The sequence below is a fragment of the Pseudoalteromonas spongiae UST010723-006 genome (assembly GCF_000238255.3).
GTDB classification, from domain to species: Bacteria; Pseudomonadota; Gammaproteobacteria; order Enterobacterales; family Alteromonadaceae; genus Pseudoalteromonas; species Pseudoalteromonas spongiae.
Genome location: NZ_CP011040.1, coordinates 278,638 through 304,825 on the forward strand (window position 1 = coordinate 278,638; position 26,188 = coordinate 304,825).

Sequence of the window (26,188 nt, forward strand, 5' to 3'; positions counted from 1 at the left end):
GATTTGGCATGCGCCTTATCGTGCGTGGCTGCAATCTGCTGTTTGACAAATGCTCAGTTAATTGATTAGTGCTCTAACTAATGTTATATTAATTAGAATTCTAATTATTTTTGAAGTGGTTTGTTTTGTGTAGAACAATTAATCGTTCTAATAACTTGACTTTATTGAATCAGCCCCGTCTATGAAACGATATTTATATTGCTATCAACTCTAAATATACAGTGCCTTTTAGATTAAATTTTAATAACGCACAGATTGAATAATATTTTTATACGAATTAACAGCAAGGATATAAATCATGCAAGCGACGCAATTTGATAGTGAAACCACTCTAACAGGTAACACTATCCGTTTCGGAAAATTAAATGACCGTGTTTACATTACCGATGCAACAATTGAAGTGCCAAACACCTTTCACAATGAAGTAGAAAGCTTTGCTAAAGAAGGCGGTTACAGCAAGATAATCGCCAAAGTAAAAGACGCACAAGTATTGCCATTTCTAAAACGCGGATACCAAATTGAGGCGACTGTGCCTGGTTATTTCGGTTTGCAAGACGCTATTTTTATTTCTCGATTTTTTGATGAAGAGCGCGCTTCGTGCGATCACATGGATTTAAGCGACGGTATTATCAACGAAGTACAAAATGTTGATTCGTGGGAGCCCGGTTCGTTTGCTCAGCCAGTGTTATTTCGTAAGTGTAATCAAAGCGATGTGCGAGCGTTATCTAAACTTTATCAACTCGCATTTTCAAGTTATGGCTCGCCAATCGGTGATGAAAACTACATTAAAAACAGTATTGATAGCGGCGTTGACTATTTTTGTGTTGAATACATGAATGCGATTGTTGCCTGTGTGCGTATTGAATATGAGAAAGATGCACCAAATGCCAGACTTTACGATACCGTTGTATTAAGCCAATTTCGCAATGAAGGTATTGCCTCAGCGCTTATTTTTGAAGCGAGCAAATACCTAAAAAATAACGATGTACAGTTTATTTATTCGGTTTGCCGCGCGTCGTCTTTTGCCATAAATAAGGTGTTTGCGCGATTAGGCTTTGAATATGGCGGCAGACTAATCAATAATAACTTAGTCAATAACAAGTTGGTGTCAATGAATGTGTGGTCTCAAAAGCTTTGATATCAGTTTAATTAAACGTAATTAATCTGAGAGGAAGCAAGGAATGAGAACGATATACAAAGATCAATTAGATAAACTAACCAGTTCGCAAAATGAGCGTTTTTTTTCTAGCTCTATCAGTTCGTTGCTACATGAACGCGCTGATGAATTGGATAAAATGCTAATTGATATGTGGCGTGAATGTGGCTTAGTTAATTCGTCTTGCTCACTCAATGCCGTTGGCGGTTATGGCCGTGCAACATTACATCCTTATTCCGATATTGATATTGCGATTATCACGCCAGATGATGCGAGTGAATTTCCCGAAGATAAAGTTAGGCAGTTTGTTACTGGTCTTTGGGATCTAGGATTGGATATTGGCCATTCCGTTCGCAATTTAGCAGAAGCTAAACGTTTCGCTACCGAAGATATTACCATAGCGACTAATTTACTTGATATTCGCTGTTTATATGGCAATAAACAGCATGCAGAGTCGTTACTAAACTTTTTGTACGATGAAACCACACTCAGCGACTTTGACTTTTTTCAGGCAAAGCTCGCAGAGCAACAAGCTCGCCATGAAAAGGCACTCAACACCGCACTCTACCTTGAACCAAACATAAAAACTAATCCCGGTGGTTTACGTGACTTTCAAACCATTATCTGGGTTGCGCGCAAACATTTAAAATTATCAAACGCAGGTTTATTTGAGCATGGCGAACTGTTGCAAGAAGATGAACAGTTTGAGCTAATTGAAGCCCACGACTTTATTTGCCGTATTCGCTGGGCGCTGCACTGTGTGGCTAATCGCCCGCAAGAATTATTATTATTTGAATACCAAGCTGATGTTGCGGAATTTCTAAAGTTTGGTCGTGGAGACAGCGCACAGCAGGCAATCGAACGCATGATGCGGCAGCTATTTCGTGCCATGACCCGATTGCAAGAGCTTAATCAAATTCTCTGTGAGAATGTGAGCCTGTGTATTTCGCGTGATAGCAAACAAGAAGTACTGCAAGTAAATGAAAATTTTGCCATTGTTGATGGCTTGGTCGATGTTAACTCATCAAGTGTGTTTATTGATAAGTCTCAAGTGATCAAGTTATTTGGCTTATTGGCAAATCATCCTAAAGCCAAAGGAATATCGTCTAATACTTTGAAGTTGCTGCGAAAAGTAAGGCATCGCTTATTGGGTGAATTACAAGATTATCAAAGCTGCCGCGAAGAATTTATTCGCCTGTTTGAACAGCCTAAAACGCTGAAAAAAGTGCTGGGTTTAATGCACCGTTACGGGGTTTTAGAAATGTATGCGACGCAATGGGCGCAAACCGAAGGGCGTATGCAGTTTGATATTCATAATGCCTATACGGTTGACGAACATGTGTATAAAACGGTGTCGTATATTTCTGACTTTGCAAATCATCAAGGTGATCACGAAACCTATCATATTGCTTATGGCCGTGTGCAAAATAAATTGGCGTTATCGCTTGCTGCGTTTTGTCATCATTTAGCCGGTTCACAAGATAGTGAAAGTCATAGCACCAGCGCAATTTTGGCAAAAGAGTTTGCCGCATTCCACAATTTAAAAAATGCGTCGGTGGAGTTAATAGAGTGGTTGATTGAAAACCAAGAATTGTTAATTAACACCAGTCGCACCTTAGATATTTACGACCCGCGTACGATTCGCAGCTTAAACAAACAGGTTAAATCGTTAGAGCGCTTAAATGCCCTGTATACGCTTACGGTAGCAGATATTATGGCGACTAATGAAGATGCTTGGAACGACTGGCAAGCCGCCATATTAGAGCAACTTTACTTGGCAAGTCGCGAAGCATTTAAAACCGATGGGCAAAGTATTTTCGAGCAGCGAACAGTGATCCGCGAAAATAAAGCGCAGGCACAAACTATTCTATCTAACAGCGATGTTGCACTGGAGGATGTCACTCAGTTTTGGTCAACCTTGCCTAATAGTTTTTTCACATTTACAAGTGCCAAAGAGCTCTCTGAAATTACTGCCAAAGTTGTTAATGCCAGTCAATTTCCTTTGGTATTTTTAACGCAGAGTGACCAAATTGGGTGTTCAACCTTGGTAGTGTATACGCCTAACAGGCAAAAACTCTTTGTTGATATTTTTAATACGCTCACTCAAGCGAAAGTGAGTGTTAAAGATGCTGAGCTGTTAGAAACAAAAGACGGCAACGTGCTTGAAGTTTTTCGAGTGCTCGATGTAAATGATGAACAGTTAAGTGAAAGCTACCGCATTAAACGGGTTATTAGCCAAATCGAACGTGTTATCGAGTCTGGTCATAAAAGCTGTAAATTACCGGTTGCTAAAAAGATTAAAAGTTTTGACTCAGAGCCAATGGTGGAGTTTATTCCAACACCAAAACGGGACAGAACACTGCTCAAAGTAACGACGCTTAATAACCCTACGTACGTTGATAAAATTTGTTCGGTGTTTCGCAACTTAACCTTGTCTATTCATTCAGCAAAGGTGACTACATTAGGCGAAAGTTTAGAAAGTGTATTTTTGCTATCAGATAGCAATAATGAGTGTTTAAAAGAGGATTTGCGTAGCCAAGTGATCGACGCATTTGGCTACAAATTAAGTTAATTTTTATTTTCGCCTTCAGAACTTACTGTCATCGGGGCAATTTCAAGTACTGGCGCTGCATCAAGGTCAGTTGCATCCATCATGTTAGCGATACGTTGCATTGAAGAAAGCAGCAGGCTTTGTTCCCATTGCTCAAGTGCACAAAAATTTTGAATAAAGTGTTCTTGCAGTGGTTGCGGTGCATCAATTAATGATGTTTTGCCTTTGGTGGTTAAAAACAAACTAACGCGACGTTTATCTTCATTGCTGCGCACACGCTCAATTAAATCACGGGATTCTAAACGGTCTAAGATATTCGTTACAGTGGCGGCACTTAGGTTAATCTCTTTTGCAACTGCACTTGCGGTAATACCTTTAACGCGGGCAATTTCTTGCATAATCAGCAGCTGTGGGCCGGTTAATCCAGACGATTTATTAAGTTGTTTAGAGTGTAAATCAATAGCTCTAATCACTTTACGGATTGACACTAACAGTTCTTCGTATTTTTCCATGGCTAAAGTAGTAACTCGCGTTTTGAACGGGAAATTTAAATTATTGGGTGATGGTATCAAAAATGCCACGTGCAAAACATAGCTTTAAACAGATGGCTGAAAATAACATTGCAATCGCTCATTAAAAAAACACAAATTACGTTTATAGCAGACAGGTTTCCCTTGCTATCTGTATATGAGTTATTTAACTTGAACTTAGGCGTTTAAAACCACCACTCAACAGCAGCGATAAAATCATGATGAAAAGCAGTTTTAATTTTGAAGATATTATTCAGATTTGTGTCGGTGCATTCGCACTTGCAGTGCCGATTTCATTTTCAGAAGAAGCCTGGCAGCTTGCACAGATATTACCGTTTACCAATTTATTGCTGCTTTTGAGTTTATCGTTTCTATTTTTAAGTTTATATACGTTTGAAAGCGTATTTCAACGAAATATCCGTACGCGACGTTTATTGTTTGTGTCGCGTATTATTTTTGCCTATGTCATTACGTTTTTTATTGTGGCGCTAGTACTTTTAAGTATTAATAAATTGCCACTTCTTACAGAACCCCTTGTTGCGCTCAAACGCATTGTGGTGATTTCAATGCCAGCGTCAATGGGCGCGATTATTGTTGATAGTTTCGATAAAGAATAGGCGTTTATAACGACGTTTTCGCTTCGCGTTACAGTTAATTTAACCCTTGATTTAACGTATAAAAACCCGCCTTCAAATTGTATTTGTAAGGCTATCTGCCATACTCAAATGTAAACCTACTGCAAATGTAAGGGATTTCCGTTGAGCACGATGACAGAGCAGTTTTTTCGCGGTGATTACATGCCCCATGGTCACTGTTATTTATGGCAACCTCATATTTTATGGACCCATGTCGTTTCTGATTTACTAATAGCAACCGCCTATTTTTCGATTCCCGTTGCACTCGTTATCTTTATGAAAAAGCGCAATGATATTGGCTATAACAATGTGTTTTTACTGTTCTCATTATTTATTTTATTTTGCGGTATCACTCATTTATTTGGCATTTGGACTATCTGGCAAGGGGTGTATGGCTATCATGGCATGGCAAAAGCGGTGACGGCAGTGGTGTCGATGACCACTGCGTTTTATCTGTACAAACTGTTACCTGAACTACTTAAAGTACCCACTATTTCGCAATACGAAGGCATTAAGTCGGAGTATGGTTATTCCCGCCAAGAAAACAAAAAATTAACGAGTTTACTCGAAGGTCATATTCAAACGAAATGGATGCTGGATTCGCTGCCGCTTAATTTTTTATTGGCAAATGAGCAGGGTGATGTGGTGTTTGCAAATGAGTATTTTAAATCAGATTTTGGCGATATAAATGGCAAGCTCAGTACTTATTTAAAAGCAAATAGCCAAGAATTTGAAACCATTATTCAATCGAGTGGAAAAACCCTTGAGCTTAACGAAAATGCTAGCTTTGTCGGCCAAATCAAAACGGATAAGAAAAACCAAATTGTTGAAATTATTCTGACCAAAAAAGAGTATGCAGGTGAAGTGCAGCTGCTCATTACGTTAAAAGATTTAAAAGAAGTGGCGGCATTAAAGCAACAATTAGTTGAGTCAAATGCGCTTTTTGCGCGAGCGACCTCAGCCACTAATGATGGTATTTGGGATTGGAATATTCAAACCGGCAAGCAAGTGTGGTCGCCAAAACTATTTGAGTTAATCGGTGTGCCAGAGAGCCAAGAGGCGAACTATGAAACTTGGTTTAATCATATCCACCCTGATTTTAAAGAAATGGTTCAAAGCGCTGTAGATGCGCACTTAGAAAAAAAAGAACGTTATGAAGTTGAATACCTAGGTCGCGATGCCAAAGGTGAGTACAGTTGGTTTTTAACGCGCGGGGATTCAATTTGTGATAGTACTGGTAACCCCATAACCATGTCGGGTGCGCTTAGAAATATCGACGAGCAGAAAAAAGCACAGCGTTTACTTGATGAGCGTACACAATTCTTAGACGCCTTATACATGGGCACAAATCATGGCATTTGGGTGGTTGAATACATAGATAACGACTTTAAATTCACTACCTATAATAATACCGCACTTAAATGGACGGGAATTTCGCAACAGCAAATCTTAAATAAACGATTGTCAGAAATTACGTTTTTTCCTGACGAAGTTAAGCGGCATTTACACGTAAAATATTTAACTTGCGTTGAGCAAGACGCGCCGATCGAATATGTAGAACATATTCCATTTGAAGGTGATGCGCGCTGGTTTAAAACCTCACTTTATCCGGTGAAAAAACCTGGAGATACGTCTAGTACTTATCTTATTGGTAGCGCGGTAGATATTACTTCGGAAAAAGAAGCGCAGCGTCAGCTCGCTGAGAGTCATTACTTTTTAGAGAGCTTGTTAGATAGTTCTGTGTGTGGTTTCTATATTTTTAATCTTGAAACGCTGCAAAATGAGCGAATTAATAAAACTTATACGGAGTTACTCGGCTACGAGTTAGATGACTTCGCAAATGATATTGATTTGATGGAAAAGTTTCACCCAGATGATCGCGCGAGCATGGTCGAACATATGGAACTGATCACTCAATCAACCGGTAATGAAAAGTACTTTTTAGAATACCGTTTTCGCCATAAAAATGGTCATTGGGTATGGTGCTATTCAGTGGATTCCGTATTAGATCGCGATGAGTTTGGTAAGCCCAAACGTATGCTAGGCACATTTGTTGATGTAAGCGACAAAAATGAATTCTTAGGTAAATTAAAAGCATCAAACGAATATTTAGAGCAGTTTGCCTTTATTGCATCACACGATTTACAAGAACCGCTAAGAAAAATATCAGCATTTAGCGAGTCGATTTATCAGCGATTACAAGGTCAATTCAAATCGGACCCAGATAGTGAGTTTGAACTTGAGCGATTGCAGTTAGCTGCTAAGCGGTTAAGTAAAATGATTGAAGATTTACTTAAGCTATCGCGCATTAACACTAACGCTTTGTCGTTTGAAACCGTATCATTTAATACGGTGTTAACACCGGTGCTCGAAAACCTTGAGCTGAGTATTTTTCGAACCAAAGCAGAAATTGAATGCGACAACCCAGAGCAATTAATTACCGCAGACGTGGGATTATTTGAACAGGTACTGCAAAACTTAATCGCTAATGCAATTAAGTTTACGAAGCCAGATAACATACCTGAAATCAATATTCGGCTAACTGAGCGTGAATCGTCAGTTGAAATTATTATTGAAGATAAGGGCATTGGCCTTGACCCAAGCCATGCAAAACGGATTTTTGAACCGTTTAAACGGCTGCATACGCGAGAAAAATATGAGGGCAGTGGTATTGGTCTTGCGATTGTTGCACAAATAATCAAAGTACATAACGCGCAAATTCGCTGTGAGAGCATCGAGGGATCAGGCACCCAGTTTATTATTAATTTGCCAAGAGAAGTGTAGTAATGCTGAATTTAATTTTAATTGATGATGATCCCGATGAGGCTTACATCATGCGTCAGGCGCTAAAAAAGGTCGATGATGAAAAAACGCTTACGCATTTTGATGATGGTAGAGAGTTTGTTTCATCTATTGACGCTTTTGCAAACACGAATAGCTTAGTGTTACTCGATTTAAATATGCCGCAATGCGGCGGCTTTGATGTACTAAAGTTAATTAAACAAAATAAACACGCGAATAACTTACCGGTCGTGATATATTCTAATTCAAATAGCCCACATGATATTGAGTTGTCGTATCAGTATGGTGCTAATTCCTACGTGCGAAAGCCACAAGGCTTAAATGAAACCATTGAATTCTTAAGCTCGCTGTTGAATTACTGGCAAAGGATCAATAAAACATGAATGATCAACAAAAGTATAAATCTAATCATCTGATTTACTTGCTTGAAGATGACAGCGATGATGCTTACCTGATTAGGAATGCACTAAAGAGTGATAAAATTATTAGTCACTCAATTATGACTTTTGATTCACTGACGAAACTGGTTCAAGCGCTCGAAAACTTTAAGCCTGACCTAATTATTATGGATTTGAACGTCACGGACAGTGATGGTTTTAATACCATGTTAACGGTAAAACACAGCGCACAATCAGTGCCTATTGTGGTGGTCACTGGCGTGGCTGACGAAGCTATGGGCGATCGTCTGATTCAACTTGGGGCGCAAGATTATGTGCCTAAATCAGAGCTTACATCGTCGCTATTGCAGCGAGTCATTCGCTTTTCTAAAGAACGTCATCACCTTTTACAAATACTTGAAAACTCAGCAAATCGTGATGCGCTAACCAAATTATATAGCCGTAAAGCACTGGATTTAAAACTTGAAGAGCTGGTTGAACACGCACAGCGTTACGGTGAAATGTTCGCCATTTTATTTATAGATTTGGATAACTTTAAACCCATTAATGATGAGTTTGGCCATGATGCGGGCGACCAGTTGTTGCAACATGTTGCTAATCGCTTAACGCTATTTAGTCGTTCTACCGATTTTGTTGCGCGTTTTGGTGGCGATGAATTTGTTACTTTGTTGCCGCATGTTAAAAGCACCGCTGATGCTGAGCAAGCAAGCCAACAGCAACTTAATGCGATTTGTGATGAGTTTTATATTACTGACGTTGATGGTCAGGCACAGAAAGTCGCACTTTCTGCGAGCATTGGTTTTGCCTTGTATGAGCAAGATGGCTACACCGTTGCTGAGCTTATTAAAGCTGCCGACACCGCGATGTATAAAAATAAACGTAAGCACGACTAATTAAAGTACTTGCTGATGGGGTTAGAGATGAGATGAAAATAACCGCCAAGGTGACGCTCTACTCATAAAACGCCAGTCTTGGAGGTTAGTTGTTAATTACCTAGAACGTATTGCTAATTCAATTTAATCGTAATAATCAAAGTGGCTATCGGCAATTTGCTTGTTGAGCCTAGCTTCGTCTTTTAACAATTCTATACGCTGCCAAGGTGATAACCGTTTTTTACGGTGCACTTTCATTGGCGCTGGTTTACCCGATGTGTAGGAGATTTGATATTTAACTTCCAACTCATCATCATAGTCAAAATCAGATACGTCAATATCCATTTTTTACTACCTTCTATCTCATTGCTTCGTGTTTGTTAACAACGATTAAGGTTGATAATACCGGCTAAAAAGCCGCTTTTTTACTTGGCGATAAACTGTAAAAGCTATTGCTTTTTGTAATCGCCAATAGAAATTTTTTCCATAACTTTACAGCGTCAAGGGTGGCGGTTTCATCGCTGTTTAATTCTGCGACAAACATCGCCTCTTCGGCATTTTCTGGCGATAACAAGCCGTTATGCAGGCCATATAAGGTATCACCGTATTTAATCAGCTCTTCTGATTCGCCAATACTGAAATAGCCGCTGCGTGACAAACCATAAGGAAATGTGTCGCTGGCATAAAACGGTATTTTGCCTTGTCGGATTGCCGTTTCCATTAGTCTTCACCTAAACCCACATACGCGAGTAATTCACTGTATGTGGCGAATGTGTCAAATCCTGAACCTTCAAGCTCAGTATTCACACAGTTCAATAAGTTAGTCTCATGCTCGCCGTCATTTTCCGCTAGAATATCTTGGCAATATTCCAAGTAATTTAACGCAATTGAAGGCGGTGCCTTTGTGCTATTTTCAGCGATAACAAACGTCGAGCTAAGTGATACAATCAAACCGAGCGCGACCATTTTAGTGAGTTTCATTGCCAGTCCTCTGGGTTAACTTCTGCGCTCAATTTAGGGCTTGTTAAGCGAAATGAAAAGCAAATAATTATTGTCGATATAACAAAAAATCTTTAAATTATTGGCTGCGGTTTTAATACTAATTTGCTAGGGTCTGTTGATCTTTGCTGTTCTATTTTTGTTCTGTTTGAGCGTGCTTTTATCGCGGCGCTCGATGTGTGGCCTAGTAATCTAAGCGAATATCGAGCAACAATGAGAAAAGTGCGCTCAAAAGAACCGTTCGGCAGCGCTTGATTGGCTTTTCTACTGTGTTATCGGCTGGCTCACATAGAATAACTATGCCACGAAGCCTCTGCCTTGTATAAAACCCAATCAAACTGCTGCAAAAACGAACTTGAAAGGTCAACAGACCCTAATTAATAACGCTGTTTTGCGGCAATAAAACGTCGTTGATATCATAGAATGAATTGCGTTACCTATTTGTTTTAAATGTAAATTTAAAACAAATGGCTGCGGGTTTTATCCCTCTAAGAGATTAAGTGTTATTGCGAATTGGTTTAATAGGTGAAAGTATGGATATTAAGGTTTTTAAGACGTTTATTGCGGTTGCGGAAAATAGACATTTTGGCAAAGCATCTGAGCAGTTATACATTACCCAAGCTGCAGTGAGTGCACGCATAAAACAACTTGAAGAGTTTTATGCCACGCCGTTATTTATTCGCGATAAAAATAACCTGAGCTTAACGCCTGCGGGTAATGCGTTACTGCCTTATGCTCATCTGGTGATTGAGCAAATTGCGCAATCAAAAGCCATGGTGGGCTTAGCCAGTGAGCAAAAAACGGTATTTAATATCGCAGCAACACCCAATGTATGGGATGCATATTTGTGCTCTCATATGAATGAAATGAACACGGTATTTGACTCGGTTGTGGTCGGTACGGAAATTTCAGTGCGAGAGGCAATCCAACGTAAACTTGATGATAAAAGTTTGCAACTTGCTTTTTTAACTGACCCCATTAAAGACAGTGATTTTATTAATACCCATGTTGGTGATTTTGATATTTCGCTGGTTGGTAGTTGTGCTGAATTCAGTGAAACATGCGACAATTATATTTATGTTGATTGGGGCATTACGTTTGCCAAAGAGCATGCTGCTCAGCATAAAGTGCAACCGAGTCATCGCACCTCAGCAGCAACCATAGCGTTAGATTTGATGTTGGCCAATGGTGGTTTTGCGTATTTACCGAGTGATCTTGTCAAAACCTATATAGTAGAAGGGCGTTTATTCAATATAGACAGCACCATGCAGTTAAAGCGACCAGTTTATTTGACCTATAAAAAATCAGCGCCACATTCGGCGCTGACAGATGAACTTTGTAATTTACTCGCAAATAGCTAAGCGTATTAGCTATAGGAATTTCCAACGGCGAAACATCACTAATGCAACAACACCTATGCCTGTTAACACACCGCAAAACCAATAAAAGGCATGAGGGTTATCAACGCCAGGCATGCCGCCCACATTAATACCGAATAACCCGGTTAAAAAACCAAGTGGTAAGAAAATGCCTGCGATGATCGACAGTATGTAGGTATTGCGGTTCATCACTTCGCTGTTAATTTGCGAAATGCGGTTGTTAATTACGTCGATTTGCGCAATGTAGAAATCGATGGTGTCGACAATGCGAGACAAGGTATCAAGCTCGGTCGCAAGCTCTACATGATAGTCATTAAATGCCGCCACATTGTTTTTACTCAATGCCGATAGCGCATACAGTTGCGGCTTTAAAAAGCGATTTAAACGCAGCAATTTACGATGTTTAACACTTATCTCAGCAATGGCATCTGAGCTAAACGCATCGTTATCTTGGGCGTTAATAAATTGCTCAATAGGCTCAATTACAGATTCAATTTTAGCATTTAGCTGACTTAATAACTCAATTACCAATGATTCAAGGGTGTCGGGTCCTTTATTCTTCTTCAACTGAGATGCCATCGCTTCAATTGCACGTAAGCGCTGAATGCTACACGTAACAACACGCTCAGGCGTGTAAAGCAAACGCACAGTTAACATATCGTCTGGCTCTTTTCCGGTATTTAGGTTTACACCTCTTAAAATAAGGAAAAAGCTGTTCTTATCAATTTGCTGAAAACGCGGTCTTGTATCGGTGGCAAGCAGTGATTCAATAATTGATTCATCAAAACCAAGGGATTCTAACCAATGTTCAAATTCAGCCGATGAGCGATCGCAGTGCACCCAATAATTTTGCTCTGCTAGTTGCTGTTCTGACGTGACTTCACTAGGTCTGTCGTTGTGATTGAGTTGCCAACCTTCAATTATAAAATCATGCTTCATGGTTATGTCCTAAGTTAGCTGTCAGCTTTGTTAGTCGGTTCTGACTTATTAACAATATTAAGTGTGCCATCAAGGTGAATATCACGTTGCGGGAATGCAATTGTAATACCTGATGTTTTAAACGCTTCATCTAACTCAAATCGAATATTGCTGGCAACTAATCGTAAGCCACCTTCAACTTGCGAGTTAATCCAAAAATACACTTCAAACAGCAGCGAGTTATCGCCAAAGTCTTGGAAAAAAACTAATGGTGCCCGGCCATCTTCGTTTAGTGTTTCTGGTTGCGCGTTGGCAACTTCTAACATAATGCGTTTGACACTTTTACAATCGGTACCGTAGGCAACACCTACAGCTACTGTACCGCGCACTAATTTGTCGCGTAGGGTCCAGTTAGTCACTGTGTTTTCTAATAACTTGCTGTTGGGGATCAGCATGTGAACGCCATCAACACGGCGAATACGTGTTGAGCGGGTGTTAATTTCTTCAACTACCCCCTTTACGCCTTCGACCTCTAAAAAATCACCAATGCGGATTGGCTTTTCGCCCATTAAAATCCAACCACTAATAAAGTTATTGATAATGTTTTGTGCACCAAAACCAAAACCAATCGCGATTGCACCAGAAAGAAACGCAAATGCAGTGATCGGCACATTGATCATTGAAAGGGTTGTCATAAAAATAATTGCGAGCGCCACCACATACAAAATGCGCTGTACTAAGTGCACTATGTTAGGGTCTTTATTTTTCTTAGCTAGGCGTTTACCAATCATTTTTATAATGACATGGGAAAGCCAAACACTGGCGATTAACCAAAGCGGAACGGCGAGCACTTCAATCAGCGTGACAACACGCTCATTAAATTTAAATAGTGGAAAATTGAGCCAATATTTAACTTGTTCTAACATTAATAAGTCCTTGTTAGGGGGAATTTTTGCTATTTTACAGCAATCAGTACGCACAGGAAAATTTACAATCCGCGTTGGCTGCAGCTAGCACGCAGCGCCACAGGCGCACACGTCTAGCTGTATTATTACCATTAACTTTGCGAGGCGACAAAGCCGTTTGCAGGATCAATGAAAAAGTGATCGCCCATCGCTTGTCGACCTAATAACATTAAATAGGTCATATCTGAGCGATCAGTCAATGTTATTTCAATATTCCACTTATGCTCGCCAAGTATCGCAGGCGTTTTAATTACATAGCGTTGTTCGGTCATGCCATTCGATGACTTTACTTTGCGAATATCATGCAAAATAGCGGTACAGCGTACGGTTTTGTCTACGTTATGAATTTCAGGGTGAATATCAAACGATACCGCTGGCTTTTTATCCAATTTAGTTCGCTGAATATTATCAACATGCAACGATGACGTTTGTGCGCCTGTGTCTACGCGCACTGTCATTTGCGTAATGCCTAAATCGGGTAGATCAATGTTTTCTACGTGGCCGATAATTATTCTGTTATTCATAACAATCCTTCACTGTTCACAATATGGTTCACAAGTTCTTCTTCAACACTGCCAATATGTTCAGCAATTTCTTCATCATCTTCTTTAAAGTAAGCAATGTGGTACATGGCTTCGCCTTCTTGTACCAAAGGTATATTTTGTTTACCTATAATGACGCCACTTTTGTTTGCCAGTACTTCCGTTAAAATCTCGCCGTACGGGCTTCCGATTTCCGCAAGTACTTGGCCTTTTTTAACTTGGTCGCCCAAGTTAAATAAATGGGTGACAATGCCACTGCTGGTTGCGCGTACCCAACCGCTGTTATTGGCGACAAATTGGTTAACCGTTTTTTTCCGTGCTCTGCCTTTTGGTGTCATTTTCAAATGGCGCAGTACATTAACGATGCCCTTGATGCCGGCGCGAATTGAAAACTCATCAAATCGCAGTGCTTCGCCTGCTTCGTATAACAATACTTTAGTACCGTTATCAACCGCAGCATCACGCAATGAACCATCGATTATTTCCGAATTTAAAATTACTGGTGCACCAAATGCATTAGCAAGCGCTAAGGTTTCTTCATCCGCTAGTTGCGCCCTAATTTGTGGCAAGTTTGAGCGGTGAATAGCACCTGTATGCAAATCAATACCGTAATCACAGTGGCTAACAATTTCTTTTAAGAAAATATTAGCGACACGTGCTGCTAATGAGCCTTTCGCTGACCCAGGAAAGCTGCGGTTAAGATCGCGTCTATCAGGCATGTAGCGGCTTTGGTTGATCACCCCGTATACATTCACCATAGGCACGGCAATTAAGGTGCCTGCTGAAATTTTAAAGCCTTTTAAATTGATAAGGCGTCGGATGATTTCAATGCCGTTCAGTTCATCACCATGCACCGCGGCGCTGATAAAAATTGTTGGGCCCGCTTTCTTACCGCGAATAATATGTACCGGCAAGTGCACATCAGCATCGGTGTACAATTTGGCTACTGGCAAATCAATTTTTTTTGTTTCGCCAGGCATAATTGTGTGTTCGCCAATAATCAATTCGTTCATAACTGTTCCAATAACGTTAATTAACCTTGTCCTTTGGTTTTTGTTGAACCAGACTTAGCTGTCTTTTCAATAAACTCAATGAGCTTACCTGCCACGTCTAATCCCGTTGCGTTTTCAATGCCTTCAAGGCCTGGAGATGAATTTACTTCCATAACCATAGGGCCATTGTGTGAGCGCAGTAAATCTACACCGCAGAAGTTAAGCCCCATTACTTTGGCAGCGTTAACCGCAGTTGCACGCTCTTCTTTGGTTAATTTTACAAGTTCAGCACTGCCACCACGGTGTAAGTTTGAACGGAATTCACCTTCAGCACCTTGGCGTTTCATCGCTGCAACAACACGGCCACCAACAACTAAGCAGCGAATATCAGCACCGCCAGCTTCTTTTATATACTCTTGCACGAGAATGTTAGCTTTTAAGCCCATAAACGCTTCAATAATGCTTTCTGCTGCTTTTGCTGTATCAGCGAGTACTACACCAATACCTTGGGTACCTTCTAAAAGTTTGATTACTAAAGGCGCACCACCCACATTTTTAATTAAGTCTTTAATGTTGTCTGGCTTGCTTGCAAATCCTGTGCGTGGCAGACCAATGCCTTTACGCGATAGCAACTGTAATGAACGTAATTTGTCGCGAGAGCGGCTAATGGCTACCGATTCATTGACGTTAAATGTACCCATCATTTCAAATTGACGCGCAACCGCAGTGCCATAAAAAGTAACTGATGCGCCAATACGCGGAATAATCGCATCGTATTTTGGTAGCTCTTGACCATGGTAACGCACCGCAGGGCGACTACTGGTGATATCCATGTAGCAATGTAATGTGTCAATAACATCAACCTCATGGCCACGTGCGATACACGCTTCTTTTAAGCGGCGGGTTGAATATAGGTTTTCATTTCGAGATAAAATAGCAATTTTCATAATTTGGCATCCTTATTTTGGCGTTTATTTGTCCAATCAAATTTATGGTAGGAAAATTAGTTGAAAATATCTAAAAAGAAAAACAAAATAAAAATCACAAGTTGATAAAATAATTTTATTGAAAAGGTGTTTTTGAATGAAAATTGAGCTTTTAACGACGTTTTTGGAAGTGAGCCAAACCTTACATGTGCGAGTCGCAGCCGATAACTTATACCTAACGCAAGCCGCTGTTAGTAGCCGAATTAAACAGTTGGAAGAAGAGCTCGGTGTACAGTTATTTGATCGCACACAAAAACGTTTAAAGCTTACCGCCGAAGGCTATCGCCTTGTTAAACATGCCAATGAAATGCTAATTATGTGGCAAAAGCTGAAACAAGACGTCGGAGTTGCTCAGCCTAACGCTTATCAATTGTTTGTTGGTTCAATGATGTCAATTTGGGATATTGTACTGCAGGATTGGCTGCAAAAAATTCACCGAAATCTAGATGACGTTCATTTATATACCCATACATATTCGCCATTAGAGCTCAGAAAACAAGTGATTAGCCGTTTAGTGGATATCGCGTTTTTATTCGAACCACCATTTACCGAAGACATAGTGAACGAGAAGGTCGCAACTGTACCTTTGCAACTAGTGTCGACTGATCGTGACATGACATTACACAATATTGAGAATATGGTTATGGTTGATTATGGTGAGTCGGTAAACAGTCAAATTTTACGTGATTACAGCGAGTTAAATGCTATTCGCCATCATATGAGTCAACCGCGCATCGCGCTAAACTTTATTTTAGAGGCATCGGGTTGTGCCTACTTACCAAAACAAATGTGCTTTGAGCATATTCGCAAAGGTAAATTACATGCGGTTGAGGGAGCACCTGAATATAGCCGCGATATCTATGCTATTTACCTTGCAAAAAGTCATAAGAAGCAGTTGGTGCAAGATGCGCTTATGTTATTCCCATACGTGCGCAACTAATTTGTAAGCTGGAATTTTCAATAAATTTTATTTATCAAAAATTTGATATTGAAAATTTATTTTTATTGCTGCCTATAAGTTAACCGTTTTAAAGTCAAAATTCTGAAGATTTTTTTCATCTTATTTTTTCGTAGGCAATGTTTTGTTTTTATTTAATAATGAGCAAAAACAAAAATAGTTTTTAGCGTCTTTATGAATAATCCGAAAATCCGTCAAGTGGGTATTTTTACCGAGTCAGAAGAAATAACCCATTGGTTAGAGTGCACGCTCAAGCTCACAACGCTGTCGTTTGATAGTGTATGCATTCTCAATAAATCGAGTGATATTGTTAAAAATAGCCCGTCGCTTATTATTGTTACCGAGCGTAAATTCAGAGCGCTGTACAATTATTTGAATAAAGTAAACACGTTACTGCCTGTGCTGGTAGTAACGCGCGACTTTAATGGTTTTAGCGTGCCAAACGCCAATCATTTAACTATCGATTTGTTGCCATTACCTGCAGCTACTATTGGTTTGCTTGAACATAGTATTAAAGCCGTTTTTCAAGACTTTAAGCTCAATCAAGAGCTAACAAAGCTTGCCCATTATGATGCACTAACGGGCGCTGCAAACCGGTTATTGTTTCAAGACCGTTGCAAGCAAGCGCTTAAAATGGCAAAGCGCAATAAGCGAGCGGTTAGTTTATTGTATTTTGATCTCGATGATTTTAAACCGATTAATGATACTTACGGCCACGATATAGGCGATGAGCTATTAAAGCGATTTGTTAAAATTGTGTCGTCGGTTAGCCGAGAAACTGATACGTTAGCGCGACTTGGCGGCGACGAATTTGCCTTGTTGCTGCCAGATACTCCTGAATCTGAGCTGACGCAGTATTGCCAAAAATTAGTGCAGTGTTTAGCGCAGCCGCAGCAACTAAATGAACAGTTAATTGAAATTAAATGTTCAATAGGTGCTGTTTCGACCTCAAAAGAAGAACATGTAACCTTAATCCCGCAAAAGCTTATCAAGAAAGCAGACCAAGCAGTTTATCTGGCAAAAGAAGTTGAAGGCACTAGCTTCGTGATAGCTTAATTGAATTAAATAGGTTGGATAATGGTGTTGTTTGTAGGGATCTGTTTATCGTTGCCGTTCAATTTATTCTGATCAAGCGTACGTTTATTGCTGTGTTCGACCCGTGTTACCCGACATGGATGTTAGGAAAAATAACGTTGCAGAAGCACAAAATCTGTATCATTCATTTATTTCGCATAACCCACCTTAATTGTTCTGTTTTGTCTAAAAACTACATTAGCTACCGTATAAATAGAATCAGAGGGTTTGTTAGTTATGGTTTACATCTCGGTAGTTAATCTCAATCTTTGATTGTGAAATTTGTAGAGGTTTGTTAACGTGTTGGCGTTATGAAAAATACATTACATATTTCTACTATCACATCATTTACATCTTGGTGGCGCTCACAATAGAGCGGCGCAGGATTTTCACATTCTTAAGCTGCTGGTAGGTAGCTTAAGCAACGTGTCTTTTTTGTATCTCCAGTGGCTATTTTTTATCTTGGAGATACACAATGAAACAGACAACATCACAGCAAAAAGAAATAATTTTAACCGGCGACAGAGCCACAGGCCCGTTGCATTTAGGGCATTATGTTGGCTCATTAAAACAACGAATTCAGCTGCAACATCTGCACGAGCAAACCATTTTAGTTGCCGATATGCAGGGCTTAACCGATAACGCCCACACCCCAAAGAAAGTCAGCGAAAACATTTTAAATGTGGTGGCTGATTATTTAGCGGTGGGTATCGATCCTCTTCAAACCACTATTTGTTTGCAATCAAAGCTACCGGCACTTGCCGAACTCACCATGTTTTACAGTAATTTAGTTACTATTTCGCGCTTAGAGCGCAACCCAACGGTGAAAAATGAAATTCAAAGTAAAGCCTTTAATCGCAGTGTTCCCACGGGGTTTTTAACCTACCCGATTTCGCAAGCTGCGGATATTACCGCGTTTAACGCTACGCTTATTCCGGTAGGTGATGATCAACTGCCGATGCTTGAGCAAACAAATGAAATTGTGAGAAAAATCAACTCACTTTCGGGCAAACCGATTTTAAATGAATGCCGCGCTTTGTTGAGTAATGCGCCGCGCTTACCAAGTACTGATGGTAAAAACAAAATGTCTAAAACCATGGGCAACACCATTAATTTAGGCGCAAGTGAAAAAGACATTCGCGCTTCGGTAAAATCGATGTATACCGACCCAAATCACTTGCGAGTAGAAGACCCAGGGCAAGTTGAGGGCAATGTAGTTTTCACCTACCTTGATGCGTTTCACCCAGACACCGCCTATGTTGCTGAGCTTAAACAGCAATATCAACAAGGTGGTTTAGGCGATGGTACAACTAAAAAGATTTTAGAAGATTGCCTGCAAACACTAATCGCCCCAATTCGCGAAAAACGCGCGATGTATTTAAACGACAAAGCGCAACTGATTGATATTTTACGTAAAGGCAGCGAACACGCCGACCGTAAAACGCAGCAAGTTTTGTTTGATGTAAAAGAGGTGTTTGGCTTGAATTTGTTTTGACCCATTTGTTAACTGTGAAGCGATGATCGCTCACAGTTAACTTGTTTATTAATATATGAAATTAATTCACATTCGCATTAGTTTTATTCGCTTGTACCTTTATTAATAACTTCTATACTCAATTGGCTTATATTTTGCGTTAAAAGGATATATAGCGAATATTTCGTCTTATTTGAGATTGTCTGCATCAATTTTGTGCATAAAAAGTTTTTAATGCACTGTCACGAAGCGTAAATATTCCTATGTTTAGATAATCACAGTTTATACGCTGGGCAGTTTGAAGCGTGTTAGTTAAATGGAAAGGAAAAAACAATGTTAACTAAACGATTTTTTAAGACCAAGCAAGAAGCAGAAGTAACATTTGAATTTGCAGCAGAAGCTGACACCCATGTGTCGTTGGCGGGCGAATTTAACGACTGGCAACCTGTTAGTATGAAGTACGTTAAAAAGGATCAGGTTTTTCGTACCAAACTTCGCTTACCTATCGAACAAGATTTCCAATTTAAATACCTCATTAATGAGCAGGAATGGCAAAATGACCATGCTGCAGACCACTATTTACTAAACGAGTTCGGCACTGATAATTCAGTTGTTTCTACAACACGAGCTTAACGTGCGTGAATGACGTAGAACAATTGTGCTATCTACAAGGGGTAGCACTCGATTATGTCGACTATTACGGCCAACAAAAGCGTATTGACGATGACGTAAGGCGCGCCATTCTTACGGCATGTGGTCACCATGTGCACGATAACGAGTATGTTCGCGATAAAAATCGTCAATTGGATGCTTTACCTTGGCAGCAGGTGTTGAGCGAGTTTCAAGTTACATCATCAGAAAACGCGTTTTTGACAGTACGTGCACAAACGTTTGAGCCTGAAAAGCAACTCGAATTAGTAATTGCAGACAACCAACAAGAGTGCTGCCGTTTATCGGTATCACTTAACGATAGTATGGAAGAGGGCAATTACGTATTAGATGGTGTGCGCTATTCTCAGTACCGCATTACGTTGCCAAAACTAACGCCTAATTATTATCAGGTTGAGTTAATTTATCGCTCTAACATAACCACATCGCAAGCTTTTAATGGCACGCTGGCAGTTGCTCCTGTGAGTTGTTACTCATTGACTGAGCAGCAAAAGGTGTGGGGCATTTCGTGTCAGCTTTATACCCTTCGTGATAAACGAGAAAGTGGCTTTGGCGATTTTTCGTCGTTGAAAGAGCTTATTCAGCGCAGTAGTGAAAAAGGCGCGGATTATATTTTGCTTAATCCACTGCACAAACTGTTTGTCACTGAACCAGAGCGGGCTAGCCCTTATAGCCCAAGTGACCGCAACCAAATTAATCCACTTTATATCAGCCCAAGGCTGTGCGTTGATTACTCATTGCCAAATGGTGAGTATCAAAGTAATGCAACGCACATCGATTATCGCCAAGCAACCACTCATAAATTTAAATGCTTTAAAGTGATGTATTTAAATTTCTGCGAATTGGAATTAGCAAACACAACGCAACGAGCAAACGAGTTCAGCCAGTTTGTTGAGCGCTATCAAACCTGGCAACTTTCTGAATTTGAATATTATTTGCAGTGGGTTGCCAAAGAGCAACTGGATTACTGTCAGCGCTATGCCAAAACCAAAGGCATGACGATTGGGCTTATTTTAGATCTAGCCGTAGGCTGTACCCGCGATGGCGAAGAGTATAAGCGTAATCAAGCGCTGTTTGTGGAACATGCAAATATTGGTGCGCCGCCTGATCCATGGGCCCTTGATGGGCAAGATTGGGGATTGGCTGTGCCCGACCCGTTGAAACTAAAAGAAACTAATTTTGCCCACTTTATTAGTTTAATTCGCGCCAATATGACCGCCGGCGGCCTGCGTATTGATCATGTTATGGGATTATTGCGGCTTTGGTGGTGTGTCACAGTTGATGAGCAACCAGCAGGCTGTTATGTGTATTATCCATTTAATGAGTTACTGGCGATTTTATGCTTAGAAAGCCATCTAAATCAATGTGTTGTAATTGGTGAAGATTTAGGTGTTGTGCCACAGCAGATTAAGCAAAGCTTAGACAAGGCACATGTTTATGGTAATGATATTTTTTATTTTGAAAAAGATCAGAACGGACAGTTTATCGCGCCACAAGCACATCGCAAACATGCAATGTTGATGATAGCAAATCACGATGTCGCGCCATTTTATGCGTGGTGGCAACAGCGTGATATCGAAACACGAAAATCGTTTTCGCTTTACTCAAACCCAGAGCAATTTGGCTACGATATAACACAGCGCGAGCAAGATAAATTAGCCTTACGCGAATGGCTAAAAGCGGCAAACACATTGCCAAATTCAGATGATGCGAGTGAAATTTATTCCGCAGTTGTTGCGACACTGAGCGCATCAAACTCGCAATTTTTATGTTTACAACTGGATGATCTTAGTGGCGAAACCTTCGCGGTCAATATTCCAGGAACCGATCAAGAATACCCTAACTGGCGACGTCGCCTATCACGCAATTTGCTTACTATTTTTGGCCCAATGCCACATGAAGAGCAACACACCAGCGTGCAACAACAGCGATTTTGGCAGTTGCTAAATGCTAGGAGAAATAATGTCAGTAGCTAACTTTGCTTCGCTCAATGAACTTAACGAAGCACACAACACGTTAGAAAAAGCACATTCGCTGCACCGTGGCGATTTTATCGATGCGTTTAGCTTTTTGGGTAAACACACTATTAATAATGAATTAGCGGTAGTTCGCTGTTATATACCAGGCGCTAAAAAAGTCGCGATTTGTAGCGAAAATCAACAATTAGCTTTAGAAAAGTTTCAAGATACCGCGCTTTTTCAGTTGGTCGTAAGTCACAATAAAGTCGCCGAGCCAATTAAACTGGATATCGATTATGGTGATTGTCAGGTGCAGCGTTACCATGCATATAGTTTTGAATCGAGCCTTGATAGCGAAGCAATGTATTTGTTTAATCAAGGTACATTGGCACATGCATATCGTCACTTTGGCGCGCATTTAATAACGCAGCAAGGGGTTAAAGGCACGCGTTTTACCGTGTGGGCACCCAATGCAAAAGCGGTGTCAGTAATTGGTGATTTTAATCATTGGGATGCCAGTTGCTACCCTATGCGTTTTCACCCTGCATCTGGGGTGTGGGAAATTTTTATCGGGGAAGATTTAAGCGATAAAAATTATAAATACAGCCTGCTAACCGAGCACAACCAACGCATAGAAAAAGCCGACCCATTTGCGCTGCAAATGCAGTTACCGCCCCATACGGCTTCGCGGGTAGCTAGTTTACCAACAAACCCAGCGCCAATTTCGCCAATTAATAAATTTAATCAAGCAATTAGTATTTATGAAGTGCACTTAGGTTCGTGGCGTCGCAATGTTGAGCAAGGTAACGGTTACTTGAGCTATCAACAACTTGCCGAACAATTGATCTCGTATGTATTAGATCTTGGTTTTACCCATATCCAATTGATGCCAATCAGTGAATTTCCATTCGATGGTTCGTGGGGCTATCAGCCTGTTGGCCTTTATGCGCCTACCAGTCGCTTTGGTGATATTAACGAATTTGCAGAGTTTATTCGCCAAATTAAAGCCGCGGGGCTAGGCGTATTGATTGATTGGGTGCCGGGGCATTTTCCAAATGATCCGCACGGCTTGGCAATGTTTGATGGCACTCATTTGTATGAACATGCCGATAAACGCCAAGGCTACCACCCTGATTGGAATACCCATATTTATAATTACGACCGCGCTGAAGTGCGTAGCTTTTTGCTATCAAACGCCACATATTGGCTGACGGAATTTGGTATTGATGGTATTCGTGTCGATGCAGTGGCATCGATGCTATACCTTGATTACAGCCGCGAAGAAGGGCAGTGGGTAGCAAATTTTTATGGCGGCCGCGAAAATCTCGGAGCCATTAGTTTATTGCAGCAAATTAATGCCAGTGTTTACGGTGAAAACCCAAATATTGTCACGGTTGCTGAAGAGTCTACTGCATGGCCGGGGGTGACCAAACCCACTGACCAATCGGGCTTAGGTTTTGGTTTTAAATGGAATATGGGCTGGATGAATGACAGCCTAGAGTATATGAAAAAAGATCCCATATACCGCCGCCATCACCATAACGAGATGACGTTTTCATTAGTCTATGCGTTTAGCGAAAATTATATTCTGCCGCTATCGCACGATGAAGTGGTGCACGGTAAAGGCTCATTAATTAATAAAATGCCGGGCGATGACTGGCAAAAGTTTGCGAACTTACGTGCATTTTATGGCTTTATGTGGGCGCATCCCGGTAAAAAACTACTGTTTATGGGCGGTGAATTTGCTCAATATGATGAGTGGGATCATGATAAGAGCCTAGACTGGCATTTACTTAATGAGGCTAAACATCAAGGTATTTTTAACCTTATAAAAGCGTTAAACACAACCTATAAAGCCACTCCGTCACTATACGAAAAAGATAATAGCGGCGAGGGCTTTCGCTGGATTGATGGCGGCAACGCCGATCAAAGCGTATTTAGTTTTATTCGTAAAAGTAGCAGCGAACCAAATGTAATAGCGATATGCAACTTTACGCCTGAGGTGCATGAAAACTTTAAATTAGGTGTACCAAAAGCAAAACGGTATCAGTTGGTATTAAATACCGACGACACGCAATTTGGTGGCAGTGGCGTATTAGTTGAAAACGAACTACCCGTATTCAAAGAAGACAATCATGGCTTCGAGCACAGTATATCGTTAACCCTCGCACCACTTGCGACCTATTATTTGGTGGCAAAATAATGGTCTCAGCCCGTTTTGCAATTCGCCCGGGAAACACCTCGCCACTGGGTGCAACCCCAAGTGAAAACGGCACTAACTTTGCTATTTTCTCTGAACGCGCAACTAAGGTTGAGCTGTGCTTGTTCGATCAAAGTGGTCACAGCGAGATAGCGCGCATTCCACTTTATCGCGATGAGCAAGATATTTGGCATATTTTTATTCGCGGGGTGGGGCAAGATCAGCTCTACGGTTACCGAGTTTACGGCAAATACAACCCAAAAAAAGGGTGTTACTTTAATCCCAACAAACTGCTGTTAGACCCTTATGCAAAATCATTGTTTGGTGAGTTTAGCTGGGGCAATGCACACAGTGCAGATGAAGCGTTTTGGCAGCTTGATTCGGCAATGGATATGCCAAAATGTAAAGTATCAACACTGCCTTATTACACGGGTACTAAACCGAATATTCCGTGGCATAAAACGGTTATTTATGAATGCCATGCCAAAGGCGCAACTAAACAATATACCTCTATTCCCGAGGAATTACGCGGTACTTACTTGGGTTTAGCTCACCCCAACTTTATTTGGCATTTAAAAAGTTTAGGCATTACAGCCATCGAGTTGTTACCAGTGCATAGTTTTATTAGTGAAGCGTTTTTACCTGAAAGAGGTCTTAGTAACTATTGGGGTTACAACACCCTTAACTTTTTTACGCCGCACTTAGCCTATGCCCATACTAAGCAAGAACGAGAGTTCCAGCAAATGGTATCGGTACTACACGACGCGGGTATTGAAGTTATTATTGATGTGGTTTTTAACCATACTGCTGAGGGTAACGAGCAAGGGCCAACCTTGTCACTTCGTGGCATTGATAACCAAACTTACTATCGATTGCAGCATAATAATTTTGCCTATTATGTAAATGATACCGGCTGCGGTAACACGCTAAATATTTCACACCCTAAAAGTTTACAACTGGTAATGGATAGCTTGCGCTATTGGGTGCAAGTGTATGGGGTTGATGGTTTTCGCTTTGATTTAGCCAGTATTTTAGGCCGTGACCAAGATGGCTTTAAAAAACACCACACTTTCTTTCAAACCCTCGCGCAAGATCCCGTATTAAAAGGCGTGAAACTGATTGCAGAGCCTTGGGATTTAGCGATTGATGGTTATCAACTCGGTAATTATGTTGCTCCGTGGCGCGAGTGGAACGACCAATACCGTGACACAGTGCGCAGCTTTTGGCGAGGTGATACCAGCATGCTGCCAGAGTTTGCTCGTTTCTTTCATGGCTCAAGCCATTTGTTTGAGAAAAAAGGGCGTTCGGTTACCTCTAGTATTAACTTTATTACCGCCCACGATGGCTTCACCTTGGCCGATTTAGTGAGTTATACCAATAAACATAATCTAGCCAATCAGGAAGAAAACCGTGATGGCCACGACCATAATTTATCGACCAATTGGGGCGTTGAAGGGCAAACCGAAAACAGTGAAATCAATGCATTGCGTTTGCGTGCACAAAAAAACCTGCTGTTAACCCTATGTTTATCTAACGGTGTGCCAATGCTGTGTGGCGGCAGTGAAGTGGCACATTCGCAAGGTGGCAACAATAACGCCTATTGCCAAGATAACGAAATAAGTTGGATTGATTGGCACGCCAACGGGTTAGGTGAGCCGCAACAACATCCGCTGTATCAGTTTATTAGTCGCGCTCTAAAACTACGCAGTGAATTTTCGTTGTATCGCCAGAGCCACTTTATTCACGATGATGACCCGCGCTTTAGTGTTACTTGGTTAAACGAACACGGTGCGCTAATGCAAGACAGTGATTGGCATAACCCAGACGGCCATTGCCTTGGTTATTTAATGGAAGATATTCAAGACGATAAAGCACTTTTACTGCTGTTTAATGCCTCCAGCAATAACGTAATGTTTAAGTTGCCAGAGCAAGAAGCACATCATTGTTGGCGTATTCGACTGTCATCGTATTCTAACGAACGGGATAATGAATGCGTAAGCCCAGGACAAATGCTCACTCTGAGTAGCTACAGCGCATGGGTGCTTTCAAGCCACATTAAAATGCCCGCCAGTAAGCAGCATGCAACAGATACATCCCAAACGTTCAATTTAACTAAGCAAGGAGTTTAGT

At 40.8% G+C, this 26,188-nt stretch carries 23 protein-coding genes; 14 read left to right on the forward strand and 9 right to left on the reverse strand.

The genetic code is table 11. From position 1 onward, the window contains the following. Positions 1 to 298 precede the first annotated feature (298 nt). Both ablB and glnD read left to right on the forward strand, forming a co-directional pair. Positions 299 to 1,138, forward strand: a complete 840-nt coding sequence (gene ablB / locus PSPO_RS15760; protein WP_010558197.1) for a putative beta-lysine N-acetyltransferase — start codon at positions 299 to 301, stop codon at positions 1,136 to 1,138. A gap of 43 nt (positions 1,139 to 1,181) precedes the next feature. Then, positions 1,182 to 3,728, forward strand: a complete 2,547-nt coding sequence (gene glnD, locus PSPO_RS15765) for a [protein-PII] uridylyltransferase (RefSeq protein WP_010558196.1) — start codon at positions 1,182 to 1,184, stop codon at positions 3,726 to 3,728. On the opposite strand, the gene PSPO_RS15770 is transcribed toward glnD, so the two are convergent. Then, complete coding sequence (locus tag PSPO_RS15770; RefSeq protein ID WP_010558195.1) at positions 3,725 to 4,219, reverse strand: MarR family winged helix-turn-helix transcriptional regulator; 495 nt, start codon at positions 4,217 to 4,219, stop codon at positions 3,725 to 3,727. The genes glnD and PSPO_RS15770 overlap by 4 nt on opposite strands. Positions 4,220 to 4,458: 239 nt before the next feature. Here PSPO_RS15770 and PSPO_RS15775 point away from each other — a divergent pair, with 239 nt between their 5' ends. The 4 genes from PSPO_RS15775 to PSPO_RS15790 all read left to right on the forward strand — a co-directional run bounded on the left by PSPO_RS15775 (position 4,459) and on the right by PSPO_RS15790 (position 8,965). Further along, positions 4,459 to 4,854 (forward strand): DUF2391 family protein, encoded by a 396-nt coding sequence (locus tag PSPO_RS15775; protein ID WP_010558194.1) that lies wholly within the window; start codon positions 4,459 to 4,461, stop codon positions 4,852 to 4,854. A gap of 150 nt (positions 4,855 to 5,004) precedes the next feature. Continuing rightward, positions 5,005 to 7,656, forward strand: coding sequence for a PAS domain-containing sensor histidine kinase (locus PSPO_RS15780; protein WP_010558193.1), 2,652 nt, complete (start codon positions 5,005 to 5,007; stop codon positions 7,654 to 7,656). Positions 7,657 to 7,658: 2 nt separating this feature from the next. Further along, positions 7,659 to 8,057, forward strand: a complete 399-nt coding sequence (locus tag PSPO_RS15785; protein ID WP_010558192.1) for a response regulator — start codon at positions 7,659 to 7,661, stop codon at positions 8,055 to 8,057. Continuing rightward, on the forward strand, positions 8,054 to 8,965 hold the full coding sequence (locus PSPO_RS15790) for a two-component system response regulator (protein WP_010558191.1): 912 nt from the start codon (positions 8,054 to 8,056) through the stop codon (positions 8,963 to 8,965). The genes PSPO_RS15785 and PSPO_RS15790 overlap by 4 nt, the downstream gene beginning before the upstream one ends. A 123-nt stretch (positions 8,966 to 9,088) precedes the next feature. Here PSPO_RS15790 and PSPO_RS15795 read toward each other — a convergent pair whose 3' ends face one another. From PSPO_RS15795 to PSPO_RS15805, 3 genes are all read right to left on the reverse strand, one after another. Next, positions 9,089 to 9,289 carry a hypothetical protein gene (locus tag PSPO_RS15795; RefSeq protein WP_010558190.1) on the reverse strand — a complete coding sequence of 67 codons (201 nt, stop codon included), beginning with the start codon at positions 9,287 to 9,289 and terminating at the stop codon, positions 9,089 to 9,091. Positions 9,290 to 9,353: 64 nt separating this feature from the next. After that, positions 9,354 to 9,665, reverse strand: coding sequence for a DUF413 domain-containing protein (gene maoP / locus PSPO_RS15800; RefSeq protein ID WP_010558189.1), 312 nt, complete (start codon positions 9,663 to 9,665; stop codon positions 9,354 to 9,356). Continuing rightward, positions 9,665 to 9,925, reverse strand: coding sequence for a hypothetical protein (locus tag PSPO_RS15805; RefSeq protein ID WP_010558188.1), 261 nt, complete (start codon positions 9,923 to 9,925; stop codon positions 9,665 to 9,667). The genes maoP and PSPO_RS15805 overlap by 1 nt, the downstream gene beginning before the upstream one ends. Before the next feature lie 551 nt (positions 9,926 to 10,476). Between PSPO_RS15805 and PSPO_RS15810 the strand changes: the two genes are divergently transcribed. Beyond that, positions 10,477 to 11,304 (forward strand): LysR family transcriptional regulator, encoded by an 828-nt coding sequence (locus PSPO_RS15810; protein WP_010558187.1) that lies wholly within the window; start codon positions 10,477 to 10,479, stop codon positions 11,302 to 11,304. A gap of 9 nt (positions 11,305 to 11,313) precedes the next feature. On the opposite strand, the gene PSPO_RS15815 is transcribed toward PSPO_RS15810, so the two are convergent. The 5 genes from PSPO_RS15815 to rimK all read right to left on the reverse strand — a co-directional run bounded on the left by PSPO_RS15815 (position 11,314) and on the right by rimK (position 15,686). Continuing rightward, the gene (locus tag PSPO_RS15815; protein WP_010558186.1) at positions 11,314 to 12,261 is read right to left on the reverse strand and encodes a zinc transporter ZntB; all 948 of its coding nucleotides are present in this window, start codon (positions 12,259 to 12,261) and stop codon (positions 11,314 to 11,316) included. A gap of 14 nt (positions 12,262 to 12,275) precedes the next feature. Next, a complete protein-coding gene (locus tag PSPO_RS15820; RefSeq protein ID WP_010558185.1) occupies positions 12,276 to 13,166 on the reverse strand; it encodes a mechanosensitive ion channel family protein in 891 nt (296 codons plus the stop codon). A gap of 131 nt (positions 13,167 to 13,297) precedes the next feature. Beyond that, entirely contained in the window at positions 13,298 to 13,729 is a 432-nt protein-coding gene (locus PSPO_RS15825) for an ATP-dependent zinc protease family protein (protein WP_010558184.1), read from the reverse strand. Then, positions 13,726 to 14,760: a succinylglutamate desuccinylase/aspartoacylase family protein gene (locus tag PSPO_RS15830; protein ID WP_010558183.1), complete on the reverse strand. Its 1,035-nt coding sequence runs from the start codon at positions 14,758 to 14,760 to the stop codon at positions 13,726 to 13,728. Before PSPO_RS15830 ends, PSPO_RS15825 begins: the two co-directional genes overlap by 4 nt. Before the next feature lie 20 nt (positions 14,761 to 14,780). Beyond that, positions 14,781 to 15,686 (reverse strand): 30S ribosomal protein S6--L-glutamate ligase, encoded by a 906-nt coding sequence (rimK, locus tag PSPO_RS15835; RefSeq protein ID WP_010558182.1) that lies wholly within the window; start codon positions 15,684 to 15,686, stop codon positions 14,781 to 14,783. Positions 15,687 to 15,822: 136 nt separating this feature from the next. Here rimK and PSPO_RS15840 point away from each other — a divergent pair, with 136 nt between their 5' ends. The 7 genes from PSPO_RS15840 (at position 15,823) to glgX (ending at position 26,187) form a co-directional block, all read left to right on the forward strand. Then, on the forward strand, positions 15,823 to 16,665 hold the full coding sequence (locus PSPO_RS15840) for a LysR family transcriptional regulator (protein ID WP_010558181.1): 843 nt from the start codon (positions 15,823 to 15,825) through the stop codon (positions 16,663 to 16,665). A 192-nt stretch (positions 16,666 to 16,857) separates the two neighbouring features. Further along, positions 16,858 to 17,739, forward strand: coding sequence for a GGDEF domain-containing protein (locus PSPO_RS15845; protein WP_010558180.1), 882 nt, complete (start codon positions 16,858 to 16,860; stop codon positions 17,737 to 17,739). Between the two features lie 493 nt (positions 17,740 to 18,232). Then, complete coding sequence (gene trpS / locus PSPO_RS15850) at positions 18,233 to 19,252, forward strand: tryptophan--tRNA ligase (RefSeq protein WP_010558179.1); 1,020 nt, start codon at positions 18,233 to 18,235, stop codon at positions 19,250 to 19,252. 312 nt (positions 19,253 to 19,564) lie between these two features. Further along, complete coding sequence (locus tag PSPO_RS15855) at positions 19,565 to 19,864, forward strand: isoamylase early set domain-containing protein (protein ID WP_010558178.1); 300 nt, start codon at positions 19,565 to 19,567, stop codon at positions 19,862 to 19,864. Positions 19,865 to 19,869: 5 nt separating this feature from the next. Continuing rightward, positions 19,870 to 21,876: a 4-alpha-glucanotransferase gene (gene malQ / locus PSPO_RS15860; protein WP_010558177.1), complete on the forward strand. Its 2,007-nt coding sequence runs from the start codon at positions 19,870 to 19,872 to the stop codon at positions 21,874 to 21,876. After that, complete coding sequence (glgB, locus tag PSPO_RS15865) at positions 21,863 to 24,061, forward strand: 1,4-alpha-glucan branching protein GlgB (protein WP_010558176.1); 2,199 nt, start codon at positions 21,863 to 21,865, stop codon at positions 24,059 to 24,061. The genes malQ and glgB overlap by 14 nt, the downstream gene beginning before the upstream one ends. Then, complete coding sequence (glgX, locus tag PSPO_RS15870; RefSeq protein ID WP_010558175.1) at positions 24,061 to 26,187, forward strand: glycogen debranching protein GlgX; 2,127 nt, start codon at positions 24,061 to 24,063, stop codon at positions 26,185 to 26,187. The genes glgB and glgX overlap by 1 nt, the downstream gene beginning before the upstream one ends. The last annotated feature ends 1 nt before the right edge of the window (position 26,188 follow it).

Bases quoted from the DNA above. Each gene is read 5' to 3' on its own strand.
- ablB (WP_010558197.1), top strand. From the start codon at position 299: ATGCAAGCGACGCAATTTGATAGTGAAACCACTCTAACAGGTAACACT.
- glnD (WP_010558196.1), top strand. From the start codon at position 1,182: ATGAGAACGATATACAAAGATCAATTAGATAAACTAACCAGTTCGCAA.
- PSPO_RS15770 (WP_010558195.1), bottom strand. From the start codon at position 4,219: ATGGAAAAATACGAAGAACTGTTAGTGTCAATCCGTAAAGTGATTAGA.
- PSPO_RS15775 (WP_010558194.1), top strand. From the start codon at position 4,459: ATGAAAAGCAGTTTTAATTTTGAAGATATTATTCAGATTTGTGTCGGT.
- PSPO_RS15780 (WP_010558193.1), top strand. From the start codon at position 5,005: ATGACAGAGCAGTTTTTTCGCGGTGATTACATGCCCCATGGTCACTGT.
- PSPO_RS15785 (WP_010558192.1), top strand. From the start codon at position 7,659: ATGCTGAATTTAATTTTAATTGATGATGATCCCGATGAGGCTTACATC.
- PSPO_RS15790 (WP_010558191.1), top strand. From the start codon at position 8,054: ATGAATGATCAACAAAAGTATAAATCTAATCATCTGATTTACTTGCTT.
- PSPO_RS15795 (WP_010558190.1), bottom strand. From the start codon at position 9,289: ATGGATATTGACGTATCTGATTTTGACTATGATGATGAGTTGGAAGTT.
- maoP (WP_010558189.1), bottom strand. From the start codon at position 9,665: ATGGAAACGGCAATCCGACAAGGCAAAATACCGTTTTATGCCAGCGAC.
- PSPO_RS15805 (WP_010558188.1), bottom strand. From the start codon at position 9,925: ATGAAACTCACTAAAATGGTCGCGCTCGGTTTGATTGTATCACTTAGC.
- PSPO_RS15810 (WP_010558187.1), top strand. From the start codon at position 10,477: ATGGATATTAAGGTTTTTAAGACGTTTATTGCGGTTGCGGAAAATAGA.
- PSPO_RS15815 (WP_010558186.1), bottom strand. From the start codon at position 12,261: ATGAAGCATGATTTTATAATTGAAGGTTGGCAACTCAATCACAACGAC.
- PSPO_RS15820 (WP_010558185.1), bottom strand. From the start codon at position 13,166: ATGTTAGAACAAGTTAAATATTGGCTCAATTTTCCACTATTTAAATTT.
- PSPO_RS15825 (WP_010558184.1), bottom strand. From the start codon at position 13,729: ATGAATAACAGAATAATTATCGGCCACGTAGAAAACATTGATCTACCC.
- PSPO_RS15830 (WP_010558183.1), bottom strand. From the start codon at position 14,760: ATGAACGAATTGATTATTGGCGAACACACAATTATGCCTGGCGAAACA.
- rimK (WP_010558182.1), bottom strand. From the start codon at position 15,686: ATGAAAATTGCTATTTTATCTCGAAATGAAAACCTATATTCAACCCGC.
- PSPO_RS15840 (WP_010558181.1), top strand. From the start codon at position 15,823: ATGAAAATTGAGCTTTTAACGACGTTTTTGGAAGTGAGCCAAACCTTA.
- PSPO_RS15845 (WP_010558180.1), top strand. From the start codon at position 16,858: ATGAATAATCCGAAAATCCGTCAAGTGGGTATTTTTACCGAGTCAGAA.
- trpS (WP_010558179.1), top strand. From the start codon at position 18,233: ATGAAACAGACAACATCACAGCAAAAAGAAATAATTTTAACCGGCGAC.
- PSPO_RS15855 (WP_010558178.1), top strand. From the start codon at position 19,565: ATGTTAACTAAACGATTTTTTAAGACCAAGCAAGAAGCAGAAGTAACA.
- glgB (WP_010558176.1), top strand. From the start codon at position 21,863: ATGTCAGTAGCTAACTTTGCTTCGCTCAATGAACTTAACGAAGCACAC.
- glgX (WP_010558175.1), top strand. From the start codon at position 24,061: ATGGTCTCAGCCCGTTTTGCAATTCGCCCGGGAAACACCTCGCCACTG.